This is a genomic window from Leptolyngbya sp. NK1-12 (assembly GCF_032598965.1).
Taxonomy (GTDB): Bacteria; Cyanobacteriota; Cyanobacteriia; order Elainellales; family Elainellaceae; genus Elainella.
Genome location: NZ_CP053587.1, coordinates 120858 through 143920, shown reverse-complemented (window position 1 = coordinate 143920; position 23063 = coordinate 120858). Strand labels below are relative to the sequence as shown.

At 51.5% G+C, this 23063-nt stretch carries 15 protein-coding genes; 7 read left to right on the top strand and 8 right to left on the bottom strand.

The window, feature by feature from the left end:
* Positions 1 to 65: 65 nt before the first annotated feature.
* Complete coding sequence (locus HJG54_RS29100) at positions 66 to 557, top strand: YidH family protein (protein ID WP_316436573.1); 492 nt, start codon at positions 66 to 68, stop codon at positions 555 to 557.
* Here HJG54_RS29100 and HJG54_RS29095 read toward each other — a convergent pair.
* Complete coding sequence (locus HJG54_RS29095; RefSeq protein ID WP_316436572.1) at positions 554 to 1576, bottom strand: sulfate/molybdate ABC transporter ATP-binding protein; 1023 nt, start codon at positions 1574 to 1576, stop codon at positions 554 to 556. The genes HJG54_RS29100 and HJG54_RS29095 overlap by 4 nt on opposite strands.
* Positions 1577 to 1859: 283 nt before the next feature.
* Between HJG54_RS29095 and HJG54_RS29090 the strand changes: the two genes are divergently transcribed.
* From HJG54_RS29090 to cysW, 3 genes are all read left to right on the top strand, one after another.
* The gene (locus HJG54_RS29090; RefSeq protein WP_316436571.1) at positions 1860 to 2951 is read left to right on the top strand and encodes a sulfate ABC transporter substrate-binding protein; all 1092 of its coding nucleotides are present in this window, start codon (positions 1860 to 1862) and stop codon (positions 2949 to 2951) included.
* A gap of 478 nt (positions 2952 to 3429) precedes the next feature.
* The gene (gene cysT / locus HJG54_RS29085) at positions 3430 to 4272 is read left to right on the top strand and encodes a sulfate ABC transporter permease subunit CysT (RefSeq protein ID WP_316436569.1); all 843 of its coding nucleotides are present in this window, start codon (positions 3430 to 3432) and stop codon (positions 4270 to 4272) included.
* Positions 4262 to 5152: a sulfate ABC transporter permease subunit CysW gene (gene cysW, locus HJG54_RS29080; RefSeq protein ID WP_316436568.1), complete on the top strand. Its 891-nt coding sequence runs from the start codon at positions 4262 to 4264 to the stop codon at positions 5150 to 5152. The genes cysT and cysW overlap by 11 nt, the downstream gene beginning before the upstream one ends.
* A gap of 130 nt (positions 5153 to 5282) precedes the next feature.
* On the opposite strand, the gene HJG54_RS29075 is transcribed toward cysW, so the two are convergent.
* From HJG54_RS29075 to HJG54_RS29055, 5 genes are all read right to left on the bottom strand, one after another.
* Positions 5283 to 6728, bottom strand: coding sequence for a CheR family methyltransferase (locus tag HJG54_RS29075; protein WP_316436566.1), 1446 nt, complete (start codon positions 6726 to 6728; stop codon positions 5283 to 5285).
* Positions 6729 to 6793: 65 nt separating this feature from the next.
* Positions 6794 to 13012: an ATP-binding protein gene (locus HJG54_RS29070; RefSeq protein ID WP_316436565.1), complete on the bottom strand. Its 6219-nt coding sequence runs from the start codon at positions 13010 to 13012 to the stop codon at positions 6794 to 6796.
* Between the two features lie 51 nt (positions 13013 to 13063).
* Positions 13064 to 14899 carry a response regulator gene (locus tag HJG54_RS29065; protein ID WP_316436564.1) on the bottom strand — a complete coding sequence of 612 codons (1836 nt, stop codon included), beginning with the start codon at positions 14897 to 14899 and terminating at the stop codon, positions 13064 to 13066.
* Between the two features lie 134 nt (positions 14900 to 15033).
* Entirely contained in the window at positions 15034 to 16155 is a 1122-nt protein-coding gene (locus HJG54_RS29060; protein WP_316436563.1) for a response regulator, read from the bottom strand.
* Positions 16156 to 16915: 760 nt separating this feature from the next.
* Positions 16916 to 17161, bottom strand: a complete 246-nt coding sequence (locus HJG54_RS29055; protein WP_316436561.1) for a hypothetical protein — start codon at positions 17159 to 17161, stop codon at positions 16916 to 16918.
* A gap of 511 nt (positions 17162 to 17672) precedes the next feature.
* Here HJG54_RS29055 and pflA point away from each other — a divergent pair.
* The 3 genes from pflA to HJG54_RS29040 all read left to right on the top strand — a co-directional run bounded on the left by pflA (position 17673) and on the right by HJG54_RS29040 (position 21860).
* A complete protein-coding gene (gene pflA / locus HJG54_RS29050; RefSeq protein WP_316436560.1) occupies positions 17673 to 18437 on the top strand; it encodes a pyruvate formate-lyase-activating protein in 765 nt (254 codons plus the stop codon).
* Positions 18438 to 18525: 88 nt separating this feature from the next.
* Positions 18526 to 21249, top strand: a complete 2724-nt coding sequence (gene adhE / locus HJG54_RS29045; RefSeq protein WP_316436559.1) for a bifunctional acetaldehyde-CoA/alcohol dehydrogenase — start codon at positions 18526 to 18528, stop codon at positions 21247 to 21249.
* 176 nt (positions 21250 to 21425) lie between these two features.
* Positions 21426 to 21860, top strand: a complete 435-nt coding sequence (locus tag HJG54_RS29040) for an SRPBCC domain-containing protein (RefSeq protein WP_316436558.1) — start codon at positions 21426 to 21428, stop codon at positions 21858 to 21860.
* Positions 21861 to 21930: 70 nt separating this feature from the next.
* Here the strand turns inward: HJG54_RS29040 and HJG54_RS29035 are convergent, their stop codons facing one another.
* Together HJG54_RS29035 and HJG54_RS29030 are read right to left on the bottom strand one after the other, a co-directional pair.
* A complete protein-coding gene (locus HJG54_RS29035; protein ID WP_316436557.1) occupies positions 21931 to 22320 on the bottom strand; it encodes a beta-lactamase hydrolase domain-containing protein in 390 nt (129 codons plus the stop codon).
* A gap of 325 nt (positions 22321 to 22645) precedes the next feature.
* Positions 22646 to 23023, bottom strand: a complete 378-nt coding sequence (locus HJG54_RS29030; RefSeq protein ID WP_316436556.1) for a response regulator — start codon at positions 23021 to 23023, stop codon at positions 22646 to 22648.
* Positions 23024 to 23063 lie beyond the last annotated feature (40 nt).

Sequence of the window (23063 nt, the reverse complement as noted above, 5' to 3'; positions counted from 1 at the left end):
GTTATGTCGATAGGTTTACCGTAGTTTTAAAAATTATTAGAAGACAGTAATGGCCTCACGTCAGTATGGAAAGCCCACCGCCAATCGAAAATCAGCCTCAGGAAAATCCGCCGCCAGCCGTTTCTCTAGAACATGGGTCGCCAAAAGGTTCAGTAGATCTAGATCCAACCGCAGCCCCAACACCAGCCTCGGCTGGATCAGACTTGCCTACAACCAGCCAGCCGGTCGAGTCTAGAACCAGAGAATACCTGTCCAACGAGCGCACCTATCTCTCCTGGATGCGGACCGCCATTTCACTGATGGGAATCGGCGTGATCTTGGGACGAATTCACGCCGCACGGCCACCATTAGCGCCTAATCCGAGCCGGACCTGGCAACTTGGAATTATTTTTGCCGTGGTGGGATTAATCACCGTGTTTTTATCCACCCAGCACTATCTGGCGATTCGGCGGGAAATCAGCGACGACAGCGACGAAATCACCGAACGTTGGGTCATTGTGTTTAGCATTGCCGTGCTTTTGATTGGCAGCGGTATTTTGTATTATGTGCTGGCCTAAGCCAACGGGGTAGCAAAGGATTTCGCCTCTTTGGGCTTTACATACACCTGCTGACCCGACCGCAGATTCAGGCGTTTGAAAGTTTCCCGCGACAGATAGGCCGTAAACGCCTGACCGTCTTCTAGCCCCAACTCTACCTGAATTTCCCAGCCGAGGTGAATCACCCGCAGCACGGTGGCTGGTACTGTCGTTTGATCTGGATGCAGTTCGATAATCACATCATGAGGCCGCAGAAACACCGGGGCCGAATCCTGAGTCGGGATCGATTCACCCACCTGCCGAAACAGCGGTGCAGTGCTGGGCAATACATTCACCGGACCAATAAAGCTCATCACAAATGGACTGGCCGGATTGTCGTACAGGTCTGCTGGGGTGCCAACCTGCTCCACCCTGCCGTGGTTCATCACCACAATCTCATCCGAGACTTCCATTGCCTCTTCTTGATCGTGGGTAACAAACACGGTCGTGACATGGACGGTGTCATGCAGATTGCGTAACCAGGCGCGCAAATCCTTACGGACTTTAGCATCAAGCGCACCAAATGGCTCATCCAGCAGCAGCACCTTCGGCTCCAACGCCAAGGCCCGTGCCAACGCCACCCGCTGCCGTTGCCCACCTGACAACTGCGACGGATAGCGCTCGCCGAGGGATTGCAGTTGGATTAGTTCTAGCAGTTCCTCCACTCGGTTCTGAACTCGCTGTTTGGGCTGTTTGGCAATCTCCAGGCCAAAGGCGATGTTTTGCCGCACTGTTAAATGCTTGAACAAGGCATAGTGCTGAAACACAAAGCCAATGCCTCGCTTTTGTACGCTCTCGTAGGTGGCATCACGTCCGGTGACAAAAATCCGTCCACTGTCGGGAGTTTCTAGACCCGCAATCAAGCGCAGCAGGGTGGATTTGCCGGAACCAGACGGGCCAAGTAGGGCAACCAGTGAGCCAGTTTTGACTTCGACACTGACCTGGTCCACGGCTTTGAAATCACCAAACTGTTTGGATACATTGTCTACCAAAATGCCCATAGGATAAACCTTTTACGACTAAACGAAAGGGGAATCGAAAACTCCGAAAAACTAATCGAGATACTGGTGTTTTATCACAACCTGAGCTAAATTTAACCTAAATAGCCCGGTAACTTGATCGATCTACCGAAGTTTTTAATCTCTAGTAAGCTTATCGGATTACTGTTGATTTTTTGTCAAATTACGGTAAAGTGGCTTTAATAACTCCGGTATCTTGATTGATTTACTGAGATTAGGTTGTGTTCTATTCAACAGAATTGATTTGTTATTTGGAGAGGACTACATGAGTAGCTTTAGATGGGGCCGCTTGCGCCTGCGTTCGTTCCGTGGGTTTGTTTCAATGTTTTTAGTCGGGGTTGGCTTATGTCTCACACTGGCTGCCTGCAATTCTGCGCCCAACTCCACGGCTACGAGTGACAGCGCCTCTCCCGCTCAAGGCGGCACGGTTAACTTAACCCTCGTCTCCTACGCCGTCACCCAAGCTGCCTACGAGCAGATCATTCCCAAGTTTGCCGCCAAGTGGAAAGCAGACCACAATCAAGAAGTGGTGTTTGACCAGAGCTACGGCGGTTCTGGCTCCCAAAGTCGTGCTGTCATCGATGGCCTAGAGGCGGATATCGTGGCGCTGGCGTTGGCTCTGGATACTCAGAAAATCGAGAAGGCGGGGCTGATCGACACAGGCTGGGAAACTGAAGCGCCCAATAATTCGATTGTGCATAAGTCAGTAGCAGCTCTGGTGACGCGAGAAGGTAATCCCAAAGGCATCAAGGGCTGGTCCGATCTGACCAAACCCGGCGTGCAGGTAATCACAGCCAACCCCAAAACCTCGGGCGGTGCGCGCTGGAACTTCATGGCACTCTGGGGAGCTATTACCCAAACCGGCGGCAACGAAGACAAAGCCCTAGAATTTACCTCGCAGGTGTTCAAAAACGTGCCCATATTACCCAAAGATGCCCGCGAATCTACCGATGTCTTCTTCAAGCAGGGCCAAGGCGATGTGCTGATCAACTACGAAAACGAAGTTTTGTTAGCTAAGCAAAAAGGTGAAAACCTGCCCTATGTGGTTCCGACTGATGTGAATATTTCGATTGATAATCCGATAGCAGTGGTGGATCAAAACGTCGAGAAGCACGGTACCCGTGAAGTGGCCGAAGCCTTTGTCGAATTTCTGTTTACTCCAGAAGCACAAGAGGAATTTGCCAAGGTCGGTTTCCGTCCGGTCGATCCCAGCATCGGTGAGAAATATGCCAGCCAGTTCCCGAAAGTGGACAAACTGTTTACGGTGCAGGATATGGGTGGATGGAACAAGGTGCAAGCCGAGTTCTTTGATGACGGAGCGGTGTTTGACAAGATCTTGACGGAAGCTGGGAAGTAGGGGGTAGGGAGTAAGGGGTAGGGGGTAGGGAGTAGGGGGTAGGGGGTAGGGAGTCTGTTCAGAATTTTGTGTCAATTCGATTGTTTGGCTTCGTCATGTTCTACCCGCGAATTAATTGCGGGCTAATCGGGGAAGCACTTCTCTCAGCCGCGAATCTATTGTGGGCTAATGAATGAAGTTTGCTGTAGGCATAGCCTTTTCGCAGAGTAGCAGACTAAGCAGGAGGTTCAGTGCACTACCCTGCGGGAACGCAAGCGTATAGTGGACTTGCTTCATTAGCCAGCGATTCATCTGCGGGCTGCGGACGGGTCAGGCAACGAAGCGACACAGAAAAATTTACAGATCCTCACAGACTACTCCACTCCGTTCCTCGCGACCTATAGCAAACTACCCCCTACCCCCCACCCCCCACCCCCTACCCCCCTACTCCCCCCCTACCTCAATAAATCGCTGATATCACCTCAAAATTCACCTCAATATGACCACCTCATCCATTTCCCCATCTACGCGTCTGCCTGCCATACCACGCCCTTCGATTCCCTGGGTGATTACATTTGGCTATCTGTTTTTGATGCTGTTGCTGCCGGTAGCGGCGTTGATCCTCAAATCACTAACGCTTAGCCCAGCGGAGATCTGGCGGATTGCCACCAGCCCAATGGCGCTGTCAGCCTATGAGGTCACCTTTGTCACGGCTCTATTCGCTGGAGCAATCAACGGACTGGCTGGTTTGATCATTGCCTGGGTGCTGATCCGCTATGACTTTCCAGCTAAGCGGATTGTGGATTCGCTGATCGATTTACCCTTTGCTTTACCCACGGCGGTGGCGGGTTTGACCTTGGCAACGGTTTACAGCGATACGGGCTGGTTGGGGTCGCTGCTGGCTCCGTTTGGCATCAAGGTGGCCTTTACGCGGCTGGGAGTGTTTGTGGCGATGCTGTTTATCTCGCTGCCGTTTGTGGTGCGCACGGTGCAGCCGGTGTTGCAAGAGGCGGAACGGGAAATCGAAGAGGCGGCTTGGTCACTGGGAGCCTCGCAGTGGCAGACCTTTTGGCGGGTGGTGCTGCCGCCGATTGTTCCAGCCCTGTTGACCGGAGTGGCGCTGGGGTTTGCGCGAGCGGTGGGCGAGTATGGCTCAGTGGTCATTGTGGCCTCGAACGTGCCGTTCAAAGACTTGATTGCGCCGGTGCTGATCTTTCAGCGCCTCGAACAATATGACTATGCCGGAGCCACGGTAATCGGCACGGTGATGCTGCTGATTTCGCTGCTGATGTTGTTGGCAATTAACCTACTGCAAGCTTGGGGACGACGCTATGGTAACTAAGACAAAATCAATCCAACCTGATACTACTCCAGCTACCACGGCAGCTCCGGAATCTACAGGCTGGCAAAAGTTAATCAAACCGTTGTTGATTGCGTTTGTAATTCTCTATTTAGGTTTGGTTCTGTTCATTCCAGCCTTGAATGTGTTTGTCCAAGCCTTTAGCGGTGGCGTTGGTTTGTTTCTCAAAACTTTTTCTCAACGTGCTTTCTTAAATGCGCTCTGGCTAACCGTCCTGATGGCAATCATTGCGGTGCCTCTAAACACGGTGTTTGGGCTATGTGCTGCCTGGGCGATTGCTCGTAACAAGCAGTTTCCGGGACGAACGCTGTTGATTAGCTTGATTGATTTGCCGTTTTCGGTGTCGCCAGTGGTGGCGGGTCTGATGATTGTGTTGCTCTACGGTCGCAATGGCTGGTTTGGGCCGCTGCTGGAAGCCAACGATATCAAGATCATTTTCGCGGTACCGGGGATGGTGTTAGCGACGCTGTTTGTATCGCTGCCGTTTGTGGCCCGTGAGGTGCTGCCGGTGTTAGAGGAAATTGGCCCAGAGCAGGAAGAGGCGGCTAAAACCCTGGGAGCCAGCGAGTGGCAGACCTTTTGGCGGGTGACGTTACCGTCGATTCGCTGGGGTTTGCTATATGGGGTGCTGTTGACCAACGCTAGAGCGATGGGAGAGTTTGGGGCGGTGGCGGTGGTATCGGGTAATATTACGGGCAAAACGCAAACCCTGCCGCTGTTTGTGGAAGAAGCCTATAAGCAATACCATACCGAAGCGGCTTACTCGGCAGCGGTACTGTTGGCTGGTTTGGCGATTGTGACGATGGTGGCAAAGGCGCTATTGGAACGCCGGACAGGGTTGAAGACGGGGGCAGGGCATTGATCGCTGCATTGTACTCGCTGCATTGTACTCGCATCAGGGTTTGAGCAACGGTGAGATGTAAGGGCGAAGCATTTGCATCAGAAGTTTTGTAGCTATGCCTTGGATTCATTTCGCAAGTGCTTCACCCTTACTAATTGCTGTTAGTGTTAGTTTTGTTTCTATCAATACTTTCATCGATACTTCCATTGATACTTCTATCGATATCAAATGTATCTTCAAGTAGTTTCATTTCCTGACGGACTGATGCCAACTCAATTTGAGCTATATTTAACTCAGATGTAAGCGATTGCAGTGTATTTTTGAGTGCGCTCGATTCGAGGTTGGTAAGTTCTAATTTTTCGCGTAGCTTCTTACCCTCAGTTATCTCCAAAAATGCTAATGTTATACCCAGGAGCTTTTGTTTGGCATCATAGACTGGAGCAATCGTAACATCAAAATATTTTGTGGTTGTTAAACTGCTCCACTCTAAATTTCTCAAAACCACCGGATGATGGCGGTGGAACGGTTGGTTCAGAATCTGGAAACCGAGTTGTTTCCCCACTTCTAGATCCTGCAGTGGACGCTGCCAATCGTTGCATGACAGCCCAAAGAGGCGATTTGCCTGTTCGTTGGTGCTCACCAAGTAACCGTTGACATCCACCGCTAGCTGAGCCACGGGACTAGTTTCAAAAGCCGTTTGCCAGAAGCAGCTTTGTGAAGGTGGTTCAACCGTTACTTTTTGAGGGGTTTTGGGAGAGATGAATAGATGCTCCTTCATATCTAAAGCCAGCCCTTTGGTATAAACCCGATGCTTCAAATTAACCGCTGTAAAAATAGCTCTATGGTGGTTGAAGGTTTCTGACTGACCCAGGACAAGAAACCCTGTCTTTTTGAGCGCAAAGTGCAAACGCACTAAAATCGCCATTTGAACATTGGAGTTAAAGTAAATTAAAACATTGCGGCACAAGATTAAATCAATTTTAGAAATAGGAGCATCCTGGGTCAGATTGTGACGACCAAAGATGATCCTGCGGCGGAGTTGAGGATGAAAAATATAGTTCGATTCGGTTCGCTGAAAGTATTTCTCCAGCCACTCAGGGTGAATGCTGCTAACTTCCGAGTTGCTATAAATGCCCTGTCGGGCCTGTTGCAGCGCTGCTTCATCTGCGTCGGTTGCATAGCACTGAACCCGCTGTAAGCAAGATTCAATCCCTAACGCTTCTGCTAGCAAGATCAGCAGACTATAGATTTCCTGACCGCCAGCGCAGCCCGCGCTCCAAACCCGAATGACTTGATTGGGCTGCTGCCGGATAATTTGAGGAATAAGACTGACTGAAAGATAATCCCAAACCGCTTGGTCGCGAAAAAAACCAGTGACATTAATCAGAACTTCGTTGAGAAGAGCACGATATTCATTGATATGAAACTGGAGATATTCTAAATAGTTTGGATAGTCTTCGATGTTGAGCTGCCGCATGCGGTGTTGAAACCGCCGTATCAAGGTCGAGCGCTTATAGCCCGTCAAGTCACAGCCGCGATTGTGCTTGAGGTAATCTAGCAATGCTTCAAATTCGGGATTGGGTTTGGGAGGAGGCATGGCAGTAAACAGGAAAAGGAGTGGAAGATACTAGAATGCTTCATCAGAAGCACGTTCAAGCCAGATCAAGCCTCAGCCGCTTCTGCCGCTTCTGCCGGCTCGCTCTCCCCCACTTCTGCGTCTCGAATCGGTAGCCTAATCATAAACGTTGCTCCTTGCCCTGCGCCGGCGCTTTCTGCCTGAATGGTGCCGTTGTGGAGTTCGACTAGATGACGGGCGATTGCTAGTCCGAGTCCTAATCCTTTGGCTGAATCTGTATCCCTAGCCTGTTGGAAGCGGTCGAACACATGCGGCAGGAACTCCGGACTGATGCCGATGCCGGTATCGCTAACGCGGATTTGGGCATCGCGCCCCTCTAATTTCAGTTCAACGGTGATCCTGCCAAATCCTGGAGTGAATTTGATGGCATTGTTGAGCAGATTGCAGATCACCTGCTGAAGGCGATCGTGGTCGCCCATGACAACCACTGGATTTTCCGGAGGAGCTTGACCTGTGCGGTTCCACACCAGATCGATTACCTTTGCTTCAGCCAAATGGTGGACCGTAGCAATCGCGGTTTCGATTACCGATTCCAGTTCAACTAGCTGCAGATTCAAACGCAGTTTGCCTGCAGTGATGCGGGAAAGATGGAGCAGATCCTGCACCAGGTTGGCCTGCACCATAGCGTTGCGCTCGATTGTGTCCAATGCCTTCATTGCCATCGGGGAGTTGGATGGATTGGCACGAAGCAGCCGCGTCCAGCCAAGAATCGCCACTAGAGGGGTGTTCAGTTCATGGGAAACGATAGAGAGAAATTCGTCTTTGCGCCGACTGCTGGTGCGTTCCTGATGGAGAGTTTCGCTGCACAAGTGGGCCATGTGGACATGGGCATGGACACGAGACACCAGCTCTTGAGCCGAGAAGGGTTTGATCAGGTAGTCGTCTGCGCCGGCTGCCAGTCCTTCTACGATCGCTTCTTCTCCGGCACGGGCCGAGAGCAGGATAATCGGAATTTCTCTAGTGCGCGGAGCCGCCCGCAGGGCCTGCAGCAACTGAAAGCCATCTAGCCGTGGCATCATCACATCGGTGAGAACCAGATTGGGCACTCGCGCTTGTATGGCGGCCAATGCGGCTGCCCCATCAGCGACGGCTTCGACCTGCATTTGGTCGCTGAGAATTCGCGTCAGATACTCGCGCATGTCGGCGTTGTCATCCACGATTAGGACGCGCGCAGAAGCTGTAGCGTTTGTTGGTAGTTCTGGAGATCCCCCTAAATCCCCCTTAGAAAGGGGGACTTTGGCGGGGACTTTGGCTGAGGTTTTTTCCTTGGTGAAGGGCTGGAGGGGATTTGAATCTTCTGGTAGCCACTGTGCTGCTTCTATATAGGGATCTGCAGCCAGCGCTGGGGAGGTGAGGGGACGAGCTACCTGAATGCACTCTGGAGGGAGATGATCGGTTCCAAAGGGCAGGGCGATGGTGAAGCAGGTTCCCTGTCCTAGCGTGCTGCTCACTTCGATTGTGCCGCCCTGCAGTCGAATCAGTTCATGCACCAGGGCAAGACCGATTCCCGATCCTTCGTGGGTGCGGGCCTGGGTGCCTCGGATTTGATAGAAGCGCTTAAATAAATGGGGCAGGTGCTCCGGTGCGATTCCAGTGCCTGTATCTTGAATCTGGAGCATGACCTGATTGTCAGCCCCATACAGCCTGACGGCGATTTCGCCGGCAAAGGTGAACTTAAAGGCATTTGAGAGCAGATTCAGGACAATTTTTTCCCACATCTCCCGATCAACGTAGACCGATTCTGGTAAAGGCGAACAATCGACTACTAAGCGCAGCCCTGCCCGCTCGATCGCAGAACGAAATACGCTCGCTAGATCCATCGTGAACTGGGCCAGATCCGTCGGTTCATAGACTGCTTCGATGCGTCCAGCTTCAATGCGGGAGAAGTCGAGTAGGGTATTGACCAGTTTCAATAAGTGCAGGCTGTTGCGGTGAACGAGTTCTAACCGTTCTCGATGAACCGGGTCGAGGGGATGGGTACGATCGCTCAAGGCATCTTGCAGCGGAGCCAAGGATAGCGTCAGGGGTGTGCGGAATTCGTGGCTGACGTTGCTGAAGAAGAGGGTTTTGGCGCGATCGAGTTCTGCCAGAGTCTCGGCGCGTTGGCGTTCTTGTTCACGGGCAGATTGTTCTTGAATTCGCTGAAGTTCCGACTCCCGCAAGGCGGTTTCAGCTTGGGCGCGTTGGATATCTGCCCAGATGCGTTCAGCGGTTTCGCGCACCAGTTCAACTTCCGCCTCTGTCCACTCGCGGGGCGTGGGTTCGTTCAAGGTGAGTGCGCCGACTAAGACCTCTCCCTTGATTAACGGCAGGGCAACAAACCCAACCATTTGGAGCATCGCCATCGCTGCCCGTTCATGGTCGGGAACGACGGGTGAGGATTGTGTATCCGTGATGACGATAGTTTCGCCCCTTCGCATCAGTTGCATACTCCAACCGTATTCCGACAGCCGATAATCTCCCACGATCGAAGGTGAGTCGCCACGCGAATAATGTTGATTGACGCGGGCATAGCCTTCCGCCTCGTAAATTTCGACGTAGTAGGCGCGGTCAACGCCCAACTGTTCGCCCAAAAGACGGCACGCTTCTGCCTGAATTTGCACCGGGTCTGTGAGCGATCGCAACGCATCCGACAACTTGACTCGAAAGGCATCCATGTCAGCCGCACGACGCAATTGAGCTTCTGCGTGTTTGCGATCGTTAATGTTCCGGAAGACGATCACCACTTGTCGATTCTCCTGCGGAGACGCTGCGCGAACTTGGGGATTGCCGTAGGGAAACACATCGACTTCTAACCAGATCTTGATATGGCTCTGGTACATCTCAAAGTGAACCGGAGCATTTGTGACCAGCGCCTGGTGATAGTGCTCAAACCAACCTGACTCAACCGACGGAATCAGTTCCCTCAGGGTTTTGCCCTGAGCCTGGGGCAATGTCGTGTGAACCTCAAATGAGGGACTGACTTCTAAGAAGCGACAATCGACGGGTCTAGCGTCATCGTCATACAGCACTTCGAGCAGCGCGAAGCCATCGTTAATTGACTCAAACAGCGATCGATATTTCGCTTCTGATTCGCGCAACGCTACTTCGGTGCGGGCACGTTGCGCCGCCGCCCACATTCGTTCGAGCGTTTCACGCACCAGTTCTACGTCCTCCTCCCTCCAGTCGCGCGGCGCGTCCTTGCCCACAGTCAGCACGCCTACCCATTTGCCTTCCTTGATGAGCGGCACAAGCACAATGGATATTTGCTGAACGGCTTCCATCGCCGCGATCGATTCCGGCGGCACGAGGTCGGAATGATAAACGTCGGAGACGACTACCGCCTCGCCTCGCCGCAGCGCCTGTGCCGTCCAATCGAACGCCGCGATCGGGTAATCGCCCGCGATGGAAGCCGCGCCGTCGCCCAGATACTGTTTGCTCACTCTTCCAACGCCTTCCGACTCAAATATCTCGACGTAGTAGACGCGGTGCGCGCCAAGCCATTCTCCCAGCACACGGCAGGCGGTGGTTTCAATCTCTTCCGCTGCGACGAGCGGACGCAATGCGTCGGAGAGTTTCAGGAGATATTCCTGCTGCCGTTCGCGCTGCTTGCGATCGCTAATGTCGGAGAAGACGATCGCAACGAAGCGCCCGTTATCGTCAATGCGCGAGAAGTAGACATCGAACCAGCGGTCAACGTCCTGTTGATAGTTTTCTTCCCGCACAGGCTCGCCAGTCCTGGCAACCCGATTGTAAAGGTCGAGCCAATAATCTTCAACGCCGGGGATAACGTCGAAGATCGAACGCCCGACGACATCGTAAACACCGCCATGACGTTCGTAGGCGCGATTCACCTGGCGGAAGATGATATCGACGATCTCGCCCTGGTCGTCGTAGATCATCTCAACAATGGCTAACCCCTCATCGATCGAATCAAACAAAGTGCGGTATTTCTGTTCCGATTCTCGCAGGGCAGCTTCGGCGTAGGCACGTTCAACGGCTGCCCAGGTACGTTCTGCCGTTTCCTGCACAGCGGTAATCTCCTCAGTAGTCCAGTTGCGGGGAGTGTGCTGATTCGTCGCTAGCGTCGCTACCAAGCGCCCGTTTTTGATCAGGGGAACCACAATCAAAGCCCCAATGTCGTTTCCCCGGTAGGACGCTCGCTGATCATCCGGCATGGCGGAGTCTGTATCCACATCGCGCACTACCCAGGGCTGACCATCCACCAGCCACGGCATAGGCCACCCTGAGAGCGGATAGCGGCGAGCATGGCTGGGTGCCCCTGGCTGATGCCAATCTCGCGCCACCACAAACTCTGAACGTGCCTCGTCAATTTCAACGTAGTAGGCGCGATCGCTGCCGAGATGTTTTCCTAACACACAGGCCGCCTGGTATTTGATTTCCTCCGGGTCACTGAGCGATCGCAATGCATCCGCCAACTTGATTCGGAACACATCCATCTCGGCAGCGCGACGCAATTGGGCTTCTGCGAGTTTGCGTTCGTCTTCGACGCGCTTCGCTTCGCTAATGTCAATCACGAACTCGACGCATTTGGCATGGTGTCCGCTGCCTTTAAGTCGTGTCGGTGCAAATAGCCCCCACCAGCGCGACCCATCCTTACGAATATGCTGCTTTTCGTAGGGCACAGTGTTCCCCAGAGTTGCCAGATCCTGAGCAGCAACGCTCGTTGCGTCCCAAAATTCAGGCGGGGTCAACTCTTGCCAGTTTGTGAGGTTGCATAGCTCATCCCGGCTGTAACCGCTCAGCCGTAGGAAAGTATCATTTGCATCTGTGATGCGCCCATCCAACGTGAAAAACAGAACGCCAACGGTTTCGATGGACATTGCCTTTTGCAGCCGCTCTTCACTCTCGCGCAGCGCGGCTTCCGCCCGCTTCTCGTCTGTGACATCGCTAAAGAGTGCTGCGAGTTGGTTCTTGCCGTTGCTGGTGGGAAAGACAAAGACATCAAACCAGCGATCGAGGTTTTCGTGGTAGTCGATAAAACGCTTTGGCTGTCCGGTGCGGGCGACTTCTGCGTAGTCCTTCAGCCACATGTCCTCCGCTTCCGGGAAGAGTTCGCGCATCGTCTGCCCTGGTTGCGGTCTGCGTCCACTCTGCTGCTCGAAGGCTGGATTGGTCTCGATGTAACAGAAATCTACTGCCTCACCCGCTTCGTTGTAGAGCATCTCAAAGATGCAAAAGCCTGCGTCGATCGAGTTGAACAGCGATCGATATTTTGCTTCCGATTCGCGCAAGGCGGCTTCGGCTTGTTTGCGTTCAGTGATGTCGTAAGACACCGCAAGCACCGCATCGATCTCCCCAGTTTCCGTCTGAAGTGGGATGCCCCGTGAGACGTAGGTGTGATCATGGGCATGGTGCTCATGCTCAAACGGTTTGCCTGCCAGGGCTTGACAGTACATCGGCTCGTAATTTGCAGCTAATTCAGAAGGCAGCACCTCAAAAATCGTCCGTCCAACGAAATCTTCCGGTTTGAATCCAGCGACGGATAAGGCTTCTCCTTCGGCCAGCAGGTAGCGCAAATCGCGATTGACCACAAACACTGCTCCCCCTGGAAGACTGGAGATTAATGCGTGCGTTCGCCCTTCCACATGTTTGCGTTCGGCAATTTCTGTCTCTAACGCCGCATTAGCCGCCAGTAATTCTCCCGTTTGGCGTTGCTTCAACAGCAAAGCAGTCGCTGCAAAGTCTGCCAGACTCGTCATCAGCCGCGCATCTTCTGAATCAAAATGCTGCCCCTCATGGTGGGACATAATCCAGATTGTGCCGAAGACATGACTATCAGCAATTAGTGGCAACACTAACTCTTCGACGATTCCTACGGAGTTGCGCTCTGCACTAAGCGGTGTATTGGCATCCTGGAAGTGGGTGAAATAGCGTTCAGGGTGGGAGAAGAGGACGGCAGTACCCTGGTCAAGACAAACTCCACAGGAGCTAAAGTTGCGGGAAATAGTGCTGCCAACCCGGTGTGCTAACGTTCCAGCTAAAACATCCCAGCGAAAACTCTCTTCCCTATTGGGTGCAGTTTCCAGTAAACTCACCCCAGCCGTTCCTGCCTGACATAGCTCCAGTGCTGTGTTTACCAGGGTTGGCATCAGGCTTTCCGAATCTCGCGCCATTTGCTGGGCCAGCCGTTGCATTGCCTCCGCTTGAGCTTGCCAGTTAGAGGGACGGGGTGAGCGCCGAAACAGCTCCTCAGTAATCAGGATGTCTTCTAAGATGATGGTTTCAGGTTGGGGTCGCTGCATAGCAGATATCGCGATATTGGTTTACTCGATCCATTGCTCAATCACCTCGCCCTATTGCACCAACGGCAACTGAACAATAAACGTTGTTCCTTGCCCTTCTCCTTCACTCACTACCTCGATCGTACCGTGGTGTAATTCCACCAGGAGTCGAGCAATCGCCAAGCCGATGCCTACCCCTCCTGGCGAATAGCGGCTGGGTACCTCTGCTTGACTGAAGCGCTCGAAGACATAGGGAAGAAACTCAGGACTAATACCAATTCCTGTATCGCGGATTTGAATTTCAATTGCAGCATCAAGGCATTGCAGGTAAATCGCGACTTCTCCTCCTTTAGGCGTAAATTTGATGGCATTTTCTAGCAGATGGGCAATGATTTGTTTGAAACGATCGCCATTTGCAACAATAGTCTGCTGGGCAAAACCCGATAGGGTATCGATGAATTGAATCTCTTTTGCCTCAGCTACCTCACGGAATGGGGGTACAACAGCTTTTACCAGCGCGACCACATCGACGAGCTGCGACTTCAATTGCACCTTGTGCGAGAGCAGGCTGGAAAGATCCAGCAGATCTTTTATCAATTTGGCTTCAATCGTGGCATTGCGCTCGATGGTAGCGAGTGCCCGTATCGTTGTGGCTGTATCAAACGACTGGGTTTGCAGTAACCGTGCCCATCCCAGAATCGCTGTCAGCGGAGCTTGCAATTCATGGGTGACCGTCAGGAGAAACTCATCCTTGAAACGGGTTGCAGATTGTTCTTGCCGCAGCCGTGTCAATTGCAAATGGGTTTCAACCCGAGCCAGCAATTCCCGCACCGTAAAGGGTTTGATCAAGTAGTCATCTGCCCCTGCTGCCAATCCTTCGATCATGGCTTCTTCTCCGGCTCGTGCTGATAGCAACATGATGGAGATGCCTCTGGTTTGAGGGTTTGCCCGAAGCGCTTGCAGCAATTGCAACCCGTCCATTTCTGGCATCATCACATCGGTGAGCACCAAATCAGGCGGATTCTGCTGGATTTGAGTCAGGGCGATCGCTCCATTCGCGGCGGTTTCCACCTGCCATTGTTGACTCAATAGCCGCTTTAGGTAGCTGCGCATATCTGGGTTGTCATCTACCAGAAGAATTTTGGGTCGCTGGGTGACTGAGCGCCCGCCTACTCGCCTACTCGTCCCCTCATCTACTCGCCCACCCTCTTGCGGCAGCCATCCCACTACTTCCTCTACATAGGCACTTGCGCCGATTGCCGTTGAGGGCAAGGTTTGAGATGAGCCAATTTGTTCAGGAGGAAGATGGACAAGCCCGGTGGGAATCGACCGCTCCTGGGTCTGTTGCTGATCTAGAAGTCGGGCAGCCACCGCAAAGTCTGCCAAACTCGTTATGATCCGCATGTCTTCTAAGTCAAAATGTCGCTGCTCATCGTGCGACAGAACCCAGATCGTGCCGAGCGTCTGACCATCGGCAACCAGAGGCAACACCAACCCTTCGACAATCGGAGTGTGGGCTGCCTGGAGGTAAGTGAAATGCCGTTCGGGATAGGAAAAAAGCTGCGGCGTACCGTGGTCTAGACAAGCTCCGCAGGGGCTAAAGCTGCGCAGTGTGGTATCACCAACATGGTGCGCCAGAGTTCCAGCTAATACAGCCCACCGCAACAAGCCTGCTTCCGTCTCGCCACTCTCCAGCAAACTGATTCCAGCAGTTCCAGCCTGACAAAGCTCGACTGCTAAATCCACCAGCGTTTGCAGCAGCGTTGTTGCATTAGCGGCCATCTGTCGGGCCAAGGTTTGCATCGCCTGGGCTTCTGCCTGCCAGTTCGGTTGACGAGGAACACGTTGCCATAGCTCCGCTGTAATTAGAATGTCATTCAAAGTGACGGTTTCAGGTTGTCCTAGCATGGCGTTATTTTCTCCTGCGCTTTTTTGCTGCGCTTTTCCCCTGCACTGAAGCATCAAAATCACGTTGAGCAGGATTTATGAATTGTTATTTGAATTGTCATTAAGGAGGAAAGCCTGGAGAGAGGAGCGAAAACTCATTCTCTGCTCTGCTCTGCTCTGCTCTGCTCTGCTCTGCTCTGCTCTGCTCTGCTCTGCTCTGCCAATCGAGCCACCATCTCAATCAATTCGGTGGGTTGGGCCAGCTTATGCAAATGGGCTTCAAAGCCAGCAGTCAGGGCTTTTTCTCGGTCCTCGGCTAGATAGGCAGTCAGGGCAGCGGCGGAAATATGCCATCCGGTTTGAGCTTCTAGCGCCCGAACTTTGCGAATCAAGCTATACCCATCTTCATCGGGCATGCGAATGTCGCTCACCAATACATCGGGGCGGCAGTGTTCCAGTACTTCTAATGCGGCGGCAGCAGTGGCCACGGCGGTGACGCGAACGCCATGGGACTCTAGCACCGCAGTAATGAACTCACGAGCATCGGCTTCATCATCCACAATCAGCACCTGTAATCCATCGAGGGCTTGAGGTAAGGAGGGCGCGGTGACTCCTGCAACGGCTAGCGGCTGGGATACAACGGCTGGAGCAGCAAGCGGCTGAGACTGGCTGAAGGTGTAGACCCCAATCTGGAGCGTTTGAATCGAGCCAGTGCCATCGCGGTTAACGACGACAGTAACCTCGGCCCGAATGGGTTCACCCCGACGGGGACGGAGGGTAATCTGCCAGATTGGGTTGTCGCTGCTGTCGCTGTTGTTGCTGTTGTTGCTGTTGTCGCTGTTGTAGGCGTCACTGTGCGGGGTACTGGAAGAGAGCCGATTTAAACAACTGCGAAAGGCAGATCGATCTGCCTCCGCTACATACAGGACTAGGGGTTTACCGGCGAGATAGGGTTGAGGCACATGCAGCAAGTCGGCAATTGCCTGGTTGGCTTCCAGAATTAAGCCATTGGCATCGGTGACTAAATAGGGAATTGGCGCGAACTGAAATAGATTGTAAAAGTACTGGTATTTGTCACAGATCTGCTGATTCTGCTCAACGAGGCGTTCCTCGATGACCTCAGCGGCTTCTAGCTGGGTCTGCATTTCCTCATAGGTCAGCTCCAATTCCTCCACTGCTGCTGCTAGTTTCTCCCAGTGGTCTGCTAGTTTGCTCTTGGAAGCAATCTGCTGCCGGATGGTGTCGATATACTGTCTAAACTGCTGCTCACTACTCATAATTTTGGCTGATGCTGACACCTATCCGCTGGCTCTCTTCTTGGCATCAAATCTAAGGAGAGTTCCTCCTAAGAGCTGTTTGAAAAGGAGCTTGTCGTCGGGATCCGCCCCTCAAATTCTCCACCAGTGGGGGACTTTGAATAGCAACGGTTCGGGAAAGTCCCCCAGAATGGGGGATTTAGGGGGATCTCAAACGGATTCTAAGAATGACATGAAAATAATTGCAGCAGATAAAATTTCAGCAACTGTAAAAAGGGTCTTCTTTAGTCTAATGAATTGTTGCTCAAATGAATGGTTCAGAGTAGAAAAAAGCACAATCAAATTCCAATTAGAATTTGAAAAATAAGTAGGTAGGCTAAATTAATCTTCGCTCCACAATGTCGGGTCTCGACTCCGCTCAACCCTCTGCTTCCCGAAACGTTGCGCATTGAGCGGAGTCGAAATGCGTCTTCTCAATCATCGCGCCCACCTACTGATACCAATTCTTAGTTTTGAGTTTTGGCTTCCGGTGAGTCAGCCGAACCGAGTTTTGAATTACGAAAGCTGGATAACGCAACCTGTTGAATGGGGTAATCTGTAGCCCGATTCAAGGGAAATGGTATTACTTGTGGATATAACCCTGATTTGGTCTTTGCCTGGTTTCACCCCACCACATTCGCGTGCTGATCATCAACATTGATCATCAACATAGAGTTCGACAACCGACATTCCAGAAGCCATGTGTGGGTCGTCCTGATCTTGCCAAAGGATCGCGTTTTAGTTAAGCCACTAGCGCTTCATCTTTGTGTTCCCAAACGCGCCGAATTAGTTTGCCATCATAGCGATGTTCGCGCAGGCGACGGCAATCGGATTCTAGCCGAATTGTTTCTTCGTATTTATCTACTGACATGATTAATGTATTTTCATCCAGCATTTGGTATTGATAAACTTGCGGCAAGCTCTGTTCTAATAAACCCTTGTCGGTAAAAACAGCGCCGATATGATTAGCATCAACACACCAGCTCATCTGACCTGATCCCGCTCTGGTAAGGTATTTCCAGCTCAAATGAACCCCAAATTCGACCTGCTGAAGCTGATGGAGCTGCTGTATCTCCGCTAATTCAGATGCGCTCAGGAAGTCTACTGATACTTGCGCTAATTTACAAGACCATAAGCTTTGAGAACGATGCCAAAATTCATATAGGCTTTGATGAGTTAGCATATTTATTCACCTCGTTCACGGTGATAGTGAACTGTTTGGTTAGAATAATAGTTGAGTTAATGATTGAGCTAATACTTGAGCTAATGCTCAAGCTGACTTCTAATTAATCTATTTAAATGACGTTTTCTTGATCTTAGAAGCTGTAATGGGCCTCTGAAAGTACCCACGAGGGTTATTTTTTCAAGTACCCTTCCGGGTTATTTGTCAATCAGTTCTGACATTTGAGAATCTGCTTCACAAGTTCCCCAAATTCTTTGCCTATAACCAAAGGTGAGGTCGAGTCAGACCAGTTTCATCAAGGCAAAAGGCGGTGATCATGCAAGTCTCAACAGCCCACGCTCCCCACTCCGCAACGGTTCAAGGGTATATTCATTCCATTGAAACCTGTGGCACAGTCGATGGCCCTGGCATTCGGTTTGTCGTCTTTACGGCAGGCTGCCCGTTGCGCTGTCTGTATTGCTCTAATCCAGATTGTCGCTATATGGAAAATGGGCGGAAAGTTAGCGTGGACGAACTGATCGAAGAAATTCAGAAATATAGTACCTATATGAAGGCGTCTGGAGGTGGAGTCACGGTGAGTGGTGGAGAACCACTGTATCAACCGCATTTTGTTGCGGAAATCTTTCGGCGCTGTCACGGGTTGGGCATGCATACCGCTCTAGATACCTCTGGTTACTGTGATTTGCAGTTAGCTCTACCCGTGATTGACCAGGTTGATCTGGTCTTGCTCGATATCAAATCCTTTGATCCTGAAATCTATCAGCACGTCACGGGGGTATCGCTAGAGCCGACCTTAGCAATGGCCCGCTACCTCAGCGATATCCGTAAGCCCACCTGGATTCGGTTTGTCCTCGTGCCTGGTTTAACCGATGCTCCTCACAATATCGCCGAATTAGCAGACTTTGTGGCGACGCTGAGCAATGTGGAAAAAGTAGAAGTTCTACCGTTTCACAAGCTAGGCGAATACAAATGGGAAGAGCTGGGCTACGAGTATCAGCTCAACGATACCCAACCTCCCACTTCAAAACAGATACAGGCAGCCCAAGCCATTTTCCGCAAACGCGGCATCAAGGTTGTCTAGCTTGTTTCGATGTGATTGCCGCTTGATTGCCGCGATCAGCTGTAGCAATTTTTCTTTAATTTCATCACCCAACCTGGAGTAGCTAACGATGAGAATTACCAACCTGCAAGAACTGGAAACGCTGATTCAGCAAGCCAAAGCCGCTCAGGAAGTCTATGCTACCTATTCACAGACGCAAGTCGATGCCATCTTCAAGCAAGCGGCTCTGGCCGCCAATGCGGCCCGAATTCCCTTAGCCAAATTAGCAGTTGAAGAAACGGGAATGGGAGTGGTTGAAGATAAGGTCATCAAAAATCACTTTGCGTCTGAATACATTTACAACAAATACAAACAGGAAAAAACTTGCGGCGTGATTGAGGATGACAAAACCTACGGAATTCAGAAAATTGCTGAACCCGTTGGCGTGATTGCCGGCATTGTACCAGTTACTAATCCTACCTCAACCACAGTGTTCAAAGCACTGATCACGCTCAAAACCCGCAACGCGATTATCTTTTCTCCCCACCCCCGCGCTAAACAATCCACGGCTGCTGCTGCCAAAATTGTCCTGGACGCTGCCGTTGCAGCCGGTGCTCCAGATCATTTGATTGGTTGGATCGATGAACCCACGGTTGAACTGTCGCAGGCGTTGATGCAGCATCCCGATATCAAGCTGATTTTGGCTACGGGTGGACCGGGCATGGTGAAGGCCGCGTACTCCTCTGGGCATCCTTCACTGGGAGTGGGGGCTGGCAATACCCCAGCCGTAATCGATGCCACGGCAGACATTCAAACCGCAGTCAGCTCGATTTTGCTGAGTAAGACCTTTGACAACGGCATGATCTGCGCTTCGGAGCAATCGGTGATTGTGGTGGATGCTGTTTATGAGCAGGTGAAGCAAGAATTTATAGCACGGGGAGCCTATTTCCTATCGCCCGATGAGCAGACTCAAGTGGGGCAGGTGTTGTTGCAGAACGGGCATCTAAATCCGGCGATTGTGGGACAGTCGGTGGCAAAGATTGCTCAGTTAGCGGGCATTGGTTTAGTCTGTCTGGAAGATCAGGGTCAGCAGCGCCAAACCGGCGAGCGGCTGAATCCCTTGCCCTGTACGTTGCCGAAGGTGTTGATTGCTGAAGTTGAGCAGATTGGTCCTAACGAACCGTTTTCCTACGAGAAGCTGTCGCCGGTTTTGGCCATGTACCGTGCTAGTCAGTTTCACGATGCGGTCGAGAAAGCGGGACAGCTAGTGGCATTTGGTGGCCAAGGGCATACTGCGGTTTTGTATATTGATCCGGCTCATCTGGATGACATTGCCTACTTTAAGCACGCAGTTAAAACGGCACGGGTGTTGATCAACACGCCCTCCTCCCAAGGTGCGATTGGAGATCTATACAACTTCAAGCTTGATCCATCCCTGACGCTGGGCTGTGGTACTTGGGGCGGTAATACCGTATCTGAGAACGTTACACCGCATCATCTCCTGAATATCAAAACTGTGTCTGAACGGCGAGAAAACATGCTGTGGTTCCGCGTTCCGCCCAAAATCTACTTCAAGTATGGCTGCCTGCCGGTAGCGCTGCGTGACTTAGTAGGCAAACAGCGAGCCTTTATCGTCACAGATCAGCCGTTGTTTGATCTGGGTCTGGTGAACAAGGTCACAACCGTACTAGATGAGATGGGCATCAAGCACGATGTCTTCCACGAGGTGGAACCCGATCCAACCCTTTCGAACGTCAACAAAGGTCTGGAGTTGCTCAAGAGCTATCAGCCGGATGTAATTATCGCGATTGGCGGCGGTTCTCCGATGGATGCGGCCAAAGTCATGTGGTTGATGTATGAGCATCCAGAGGTCGAGTTTGAGGGCTTAGCAACTCGATTCATGGACATTCGCAAGCGGGTCTATGAACTGCCGCCGCTGGGGCAGAAAGCAATTATGGTTGCGATTCCTACAACCTCAGGAACTGGTTCTGAAGTCACGCCTTTTGCTGTCGTCACCGATGACCGAGCTGGAATTAAATATCCCTTAGCTGACTATGCCTTGACGCCCAACATGGCAATTGTCGATCCAGAATTGGTGCTGCATATGCCCAAGAAGTTGACTGCCTACGGTGGCATCGACGCTTTGACCCATGCCTTGGAATCCTATGTTTCGGTGTTAGCGACCGAATTCACCGAAGGATTGGCCCTAGAAGCAATCGGACTGCTCTTTCAGTATCTGCCGCGTGCCTATCATCAGGGAGCCAACGATCCGGAAGCCCGCGAAAAAGTTCACTATGCCGCCACGATTGCCGGTATGGCCTTTGCTAATGCATTCCTAGGTGTATGTCATTCAATGGCCCATAAACTAGGTTCTACCTTTCATGTACCGCATGGCTTAGCGAATGCACTAATGATTTCCCATGTGATTCGCTATAACGCTACTGATGTGCCCTTCAAACAAGCCATCTTCCCGCAATACAAATATCCCCACGCCAAGGAACGCTATGCCCAAATTGCTGATTATCTGAAGCTGGGCGGCGACACTCCTGAAGCAAAAGTAGAGCGACTGGTGGAAGCCATCGAAGCGCTAAAACAACAGCTCGATATCCCTGGCACAATCAAAGAAACCCTGCCCGACGATGCTCAAGCCTTCTACAGTAAAGTCGAACACATGGCTGAACAGGCGTTTGATGACCAGTGTACGGGTGCCAATCCCCGCTACCCGCTGATTCAAGACCTGAAGGAACTCTATACGCTGGCCTATTTAGGCTGTCGATTGGAATCAGCGACTTACTATTGGACTGAGGAGTCAGGAGCCGGGAGCCAGGAGGCAGAATTTCTGCCTATCGGTTGACGGTTTGGCAGCTTGATTGATGATTCAGCAGGAGTCAGGAGTCAGGAGTCAGAACTCAAGTAGAATTCTGACTCCTATTTCCAATTACAGAGCCGATGAATATTTTCGCATTTTTTTGAGAAGCAATGTATTTAGTAAGATAGATGGGTAGTTTGTGGTCTATCAGGGGGGCAATCATGGCAAAAGCGCTTGATACCCACATTGAGATTAATGCATCAACAGAAACTGTATGGCAGGTGTTAATCGACTTTGGCCGCTACAGTCAATGGAATCCTTTTATCCGTTCCGTTCGTGGAGAAGCAAAGCAAGGTGAAAAACTTGAGGTGTTCATTCAACCACCCGGTGGGAGCGGAATGCTTTTCCGTCCGGTTATCTTGACTCTGAAACCAGGATGTGAACTGCGTTGGCTGGGGCGATTCCTGTTACCTGGCATTTTTGATGGAGAGCATCAATTCCAGATTGAGCCACTTGGGGATAATCGCACTCGATTTATCCAGCGTGAAGTGTTCTCTGGTCTGCTGGTCCCTTTTTTGTGGAGCAGCTTAAGCAGGCGAACAAGGCAAGGTTTTGAAGAGATGAATCGGGCGCTAAAGATGCAAGTAGAACAGTGAGTCCCAGTTCTCCCTTGTAAAAGCTTTCAGATAGGCGATCGCTTGTGTGCGGAGGCTGTGGGACTTGCTATCAAATTGCCGCTTCGGCAGATACCTGAAATAGCCCCATGTTTTCAGCTCGTTGAAAAGCTTGGGGCAAGGTTTCCCCCTGGTGAGTTGAAATATGCATCAGCACCATTGCGGCGGCTAACATGGCATTGTTGCAATACACCAGCGTGGGCTTAGGTAGCTGATCGATTTGCTTGAGCACACTGCCTGCGGTTTCAGGCGTCATGGTTAAACAATCGATTGGTATATTGATATAGTGCAATCCTAAACTGGTCACATGCTGTTGCTCGTTGATCAGCAGGTAGGTATCTAGCGATCGCAGATTCAAAATCGCCTTGAAACCATCTTTGGCAAGCTGATGGAATTGCTGGAAGGTGAGGGGTCCTGCAATCGCAAGCTCATTTGTGATCATCCTGACTGTCTCCATCGGACACCTCCAAGTCAGCCATCGTTGCATCTTGCATTATTTACTCTCAGAGTAAGCCAACAATTTGAGAAACTTGTGAAGCTGCTAGAAACTAGGGTGTGTTTTAAAGCCCTGATCTGATCCCCCTAACCCCCTTAAAAAGGGGGAACAACCGTAGGCGAAGCCTGGGCGCAGCCCATACCAAGCGCGGCTCGAAGTCCTCCTTGATCTACGCCGAAGGCGCATCCCCGTAGGGGTTTAGGGGGATTTAGGAGGATTTAGGGGGATCGAAAGGCTGGAGCAACAGCACTAAAGACTTTTAAAACACGCCCTAGTTACTCCATCCTAGGGTGGAGGCAATCTGATTAGCTAACTGAAGTGGGTCAAAGGGTTTGGCGATTGCTCCCTTCACGCCTAATTCATCGTAGCGACGCCGATCCGATGCCTGCACTTTTGCCGTCAGCAAGATCACCGGAATCTGGCGAGTTGTGGTATTCTCCTGGAGGTGTTGAAAGGTGGTGAGTCCGTCCATATCGGGCATCATCACATCGAGCAAGATCGCATCGGGCTGCTCTGCGGTAGCTTTTTCAATTCCTTCCTGTCCGGAACTCGCAGTTAATACTTGCCAACCGGCAGTTGTGCGGAGACAAATTTGCGTTACTTCTTGAATGTATTGTTCGTTGTCGATAATTAGAATGCGTCTGGTCATACCATTTTTGAATTTTAGATTTTGAATTTTGGATTGATGA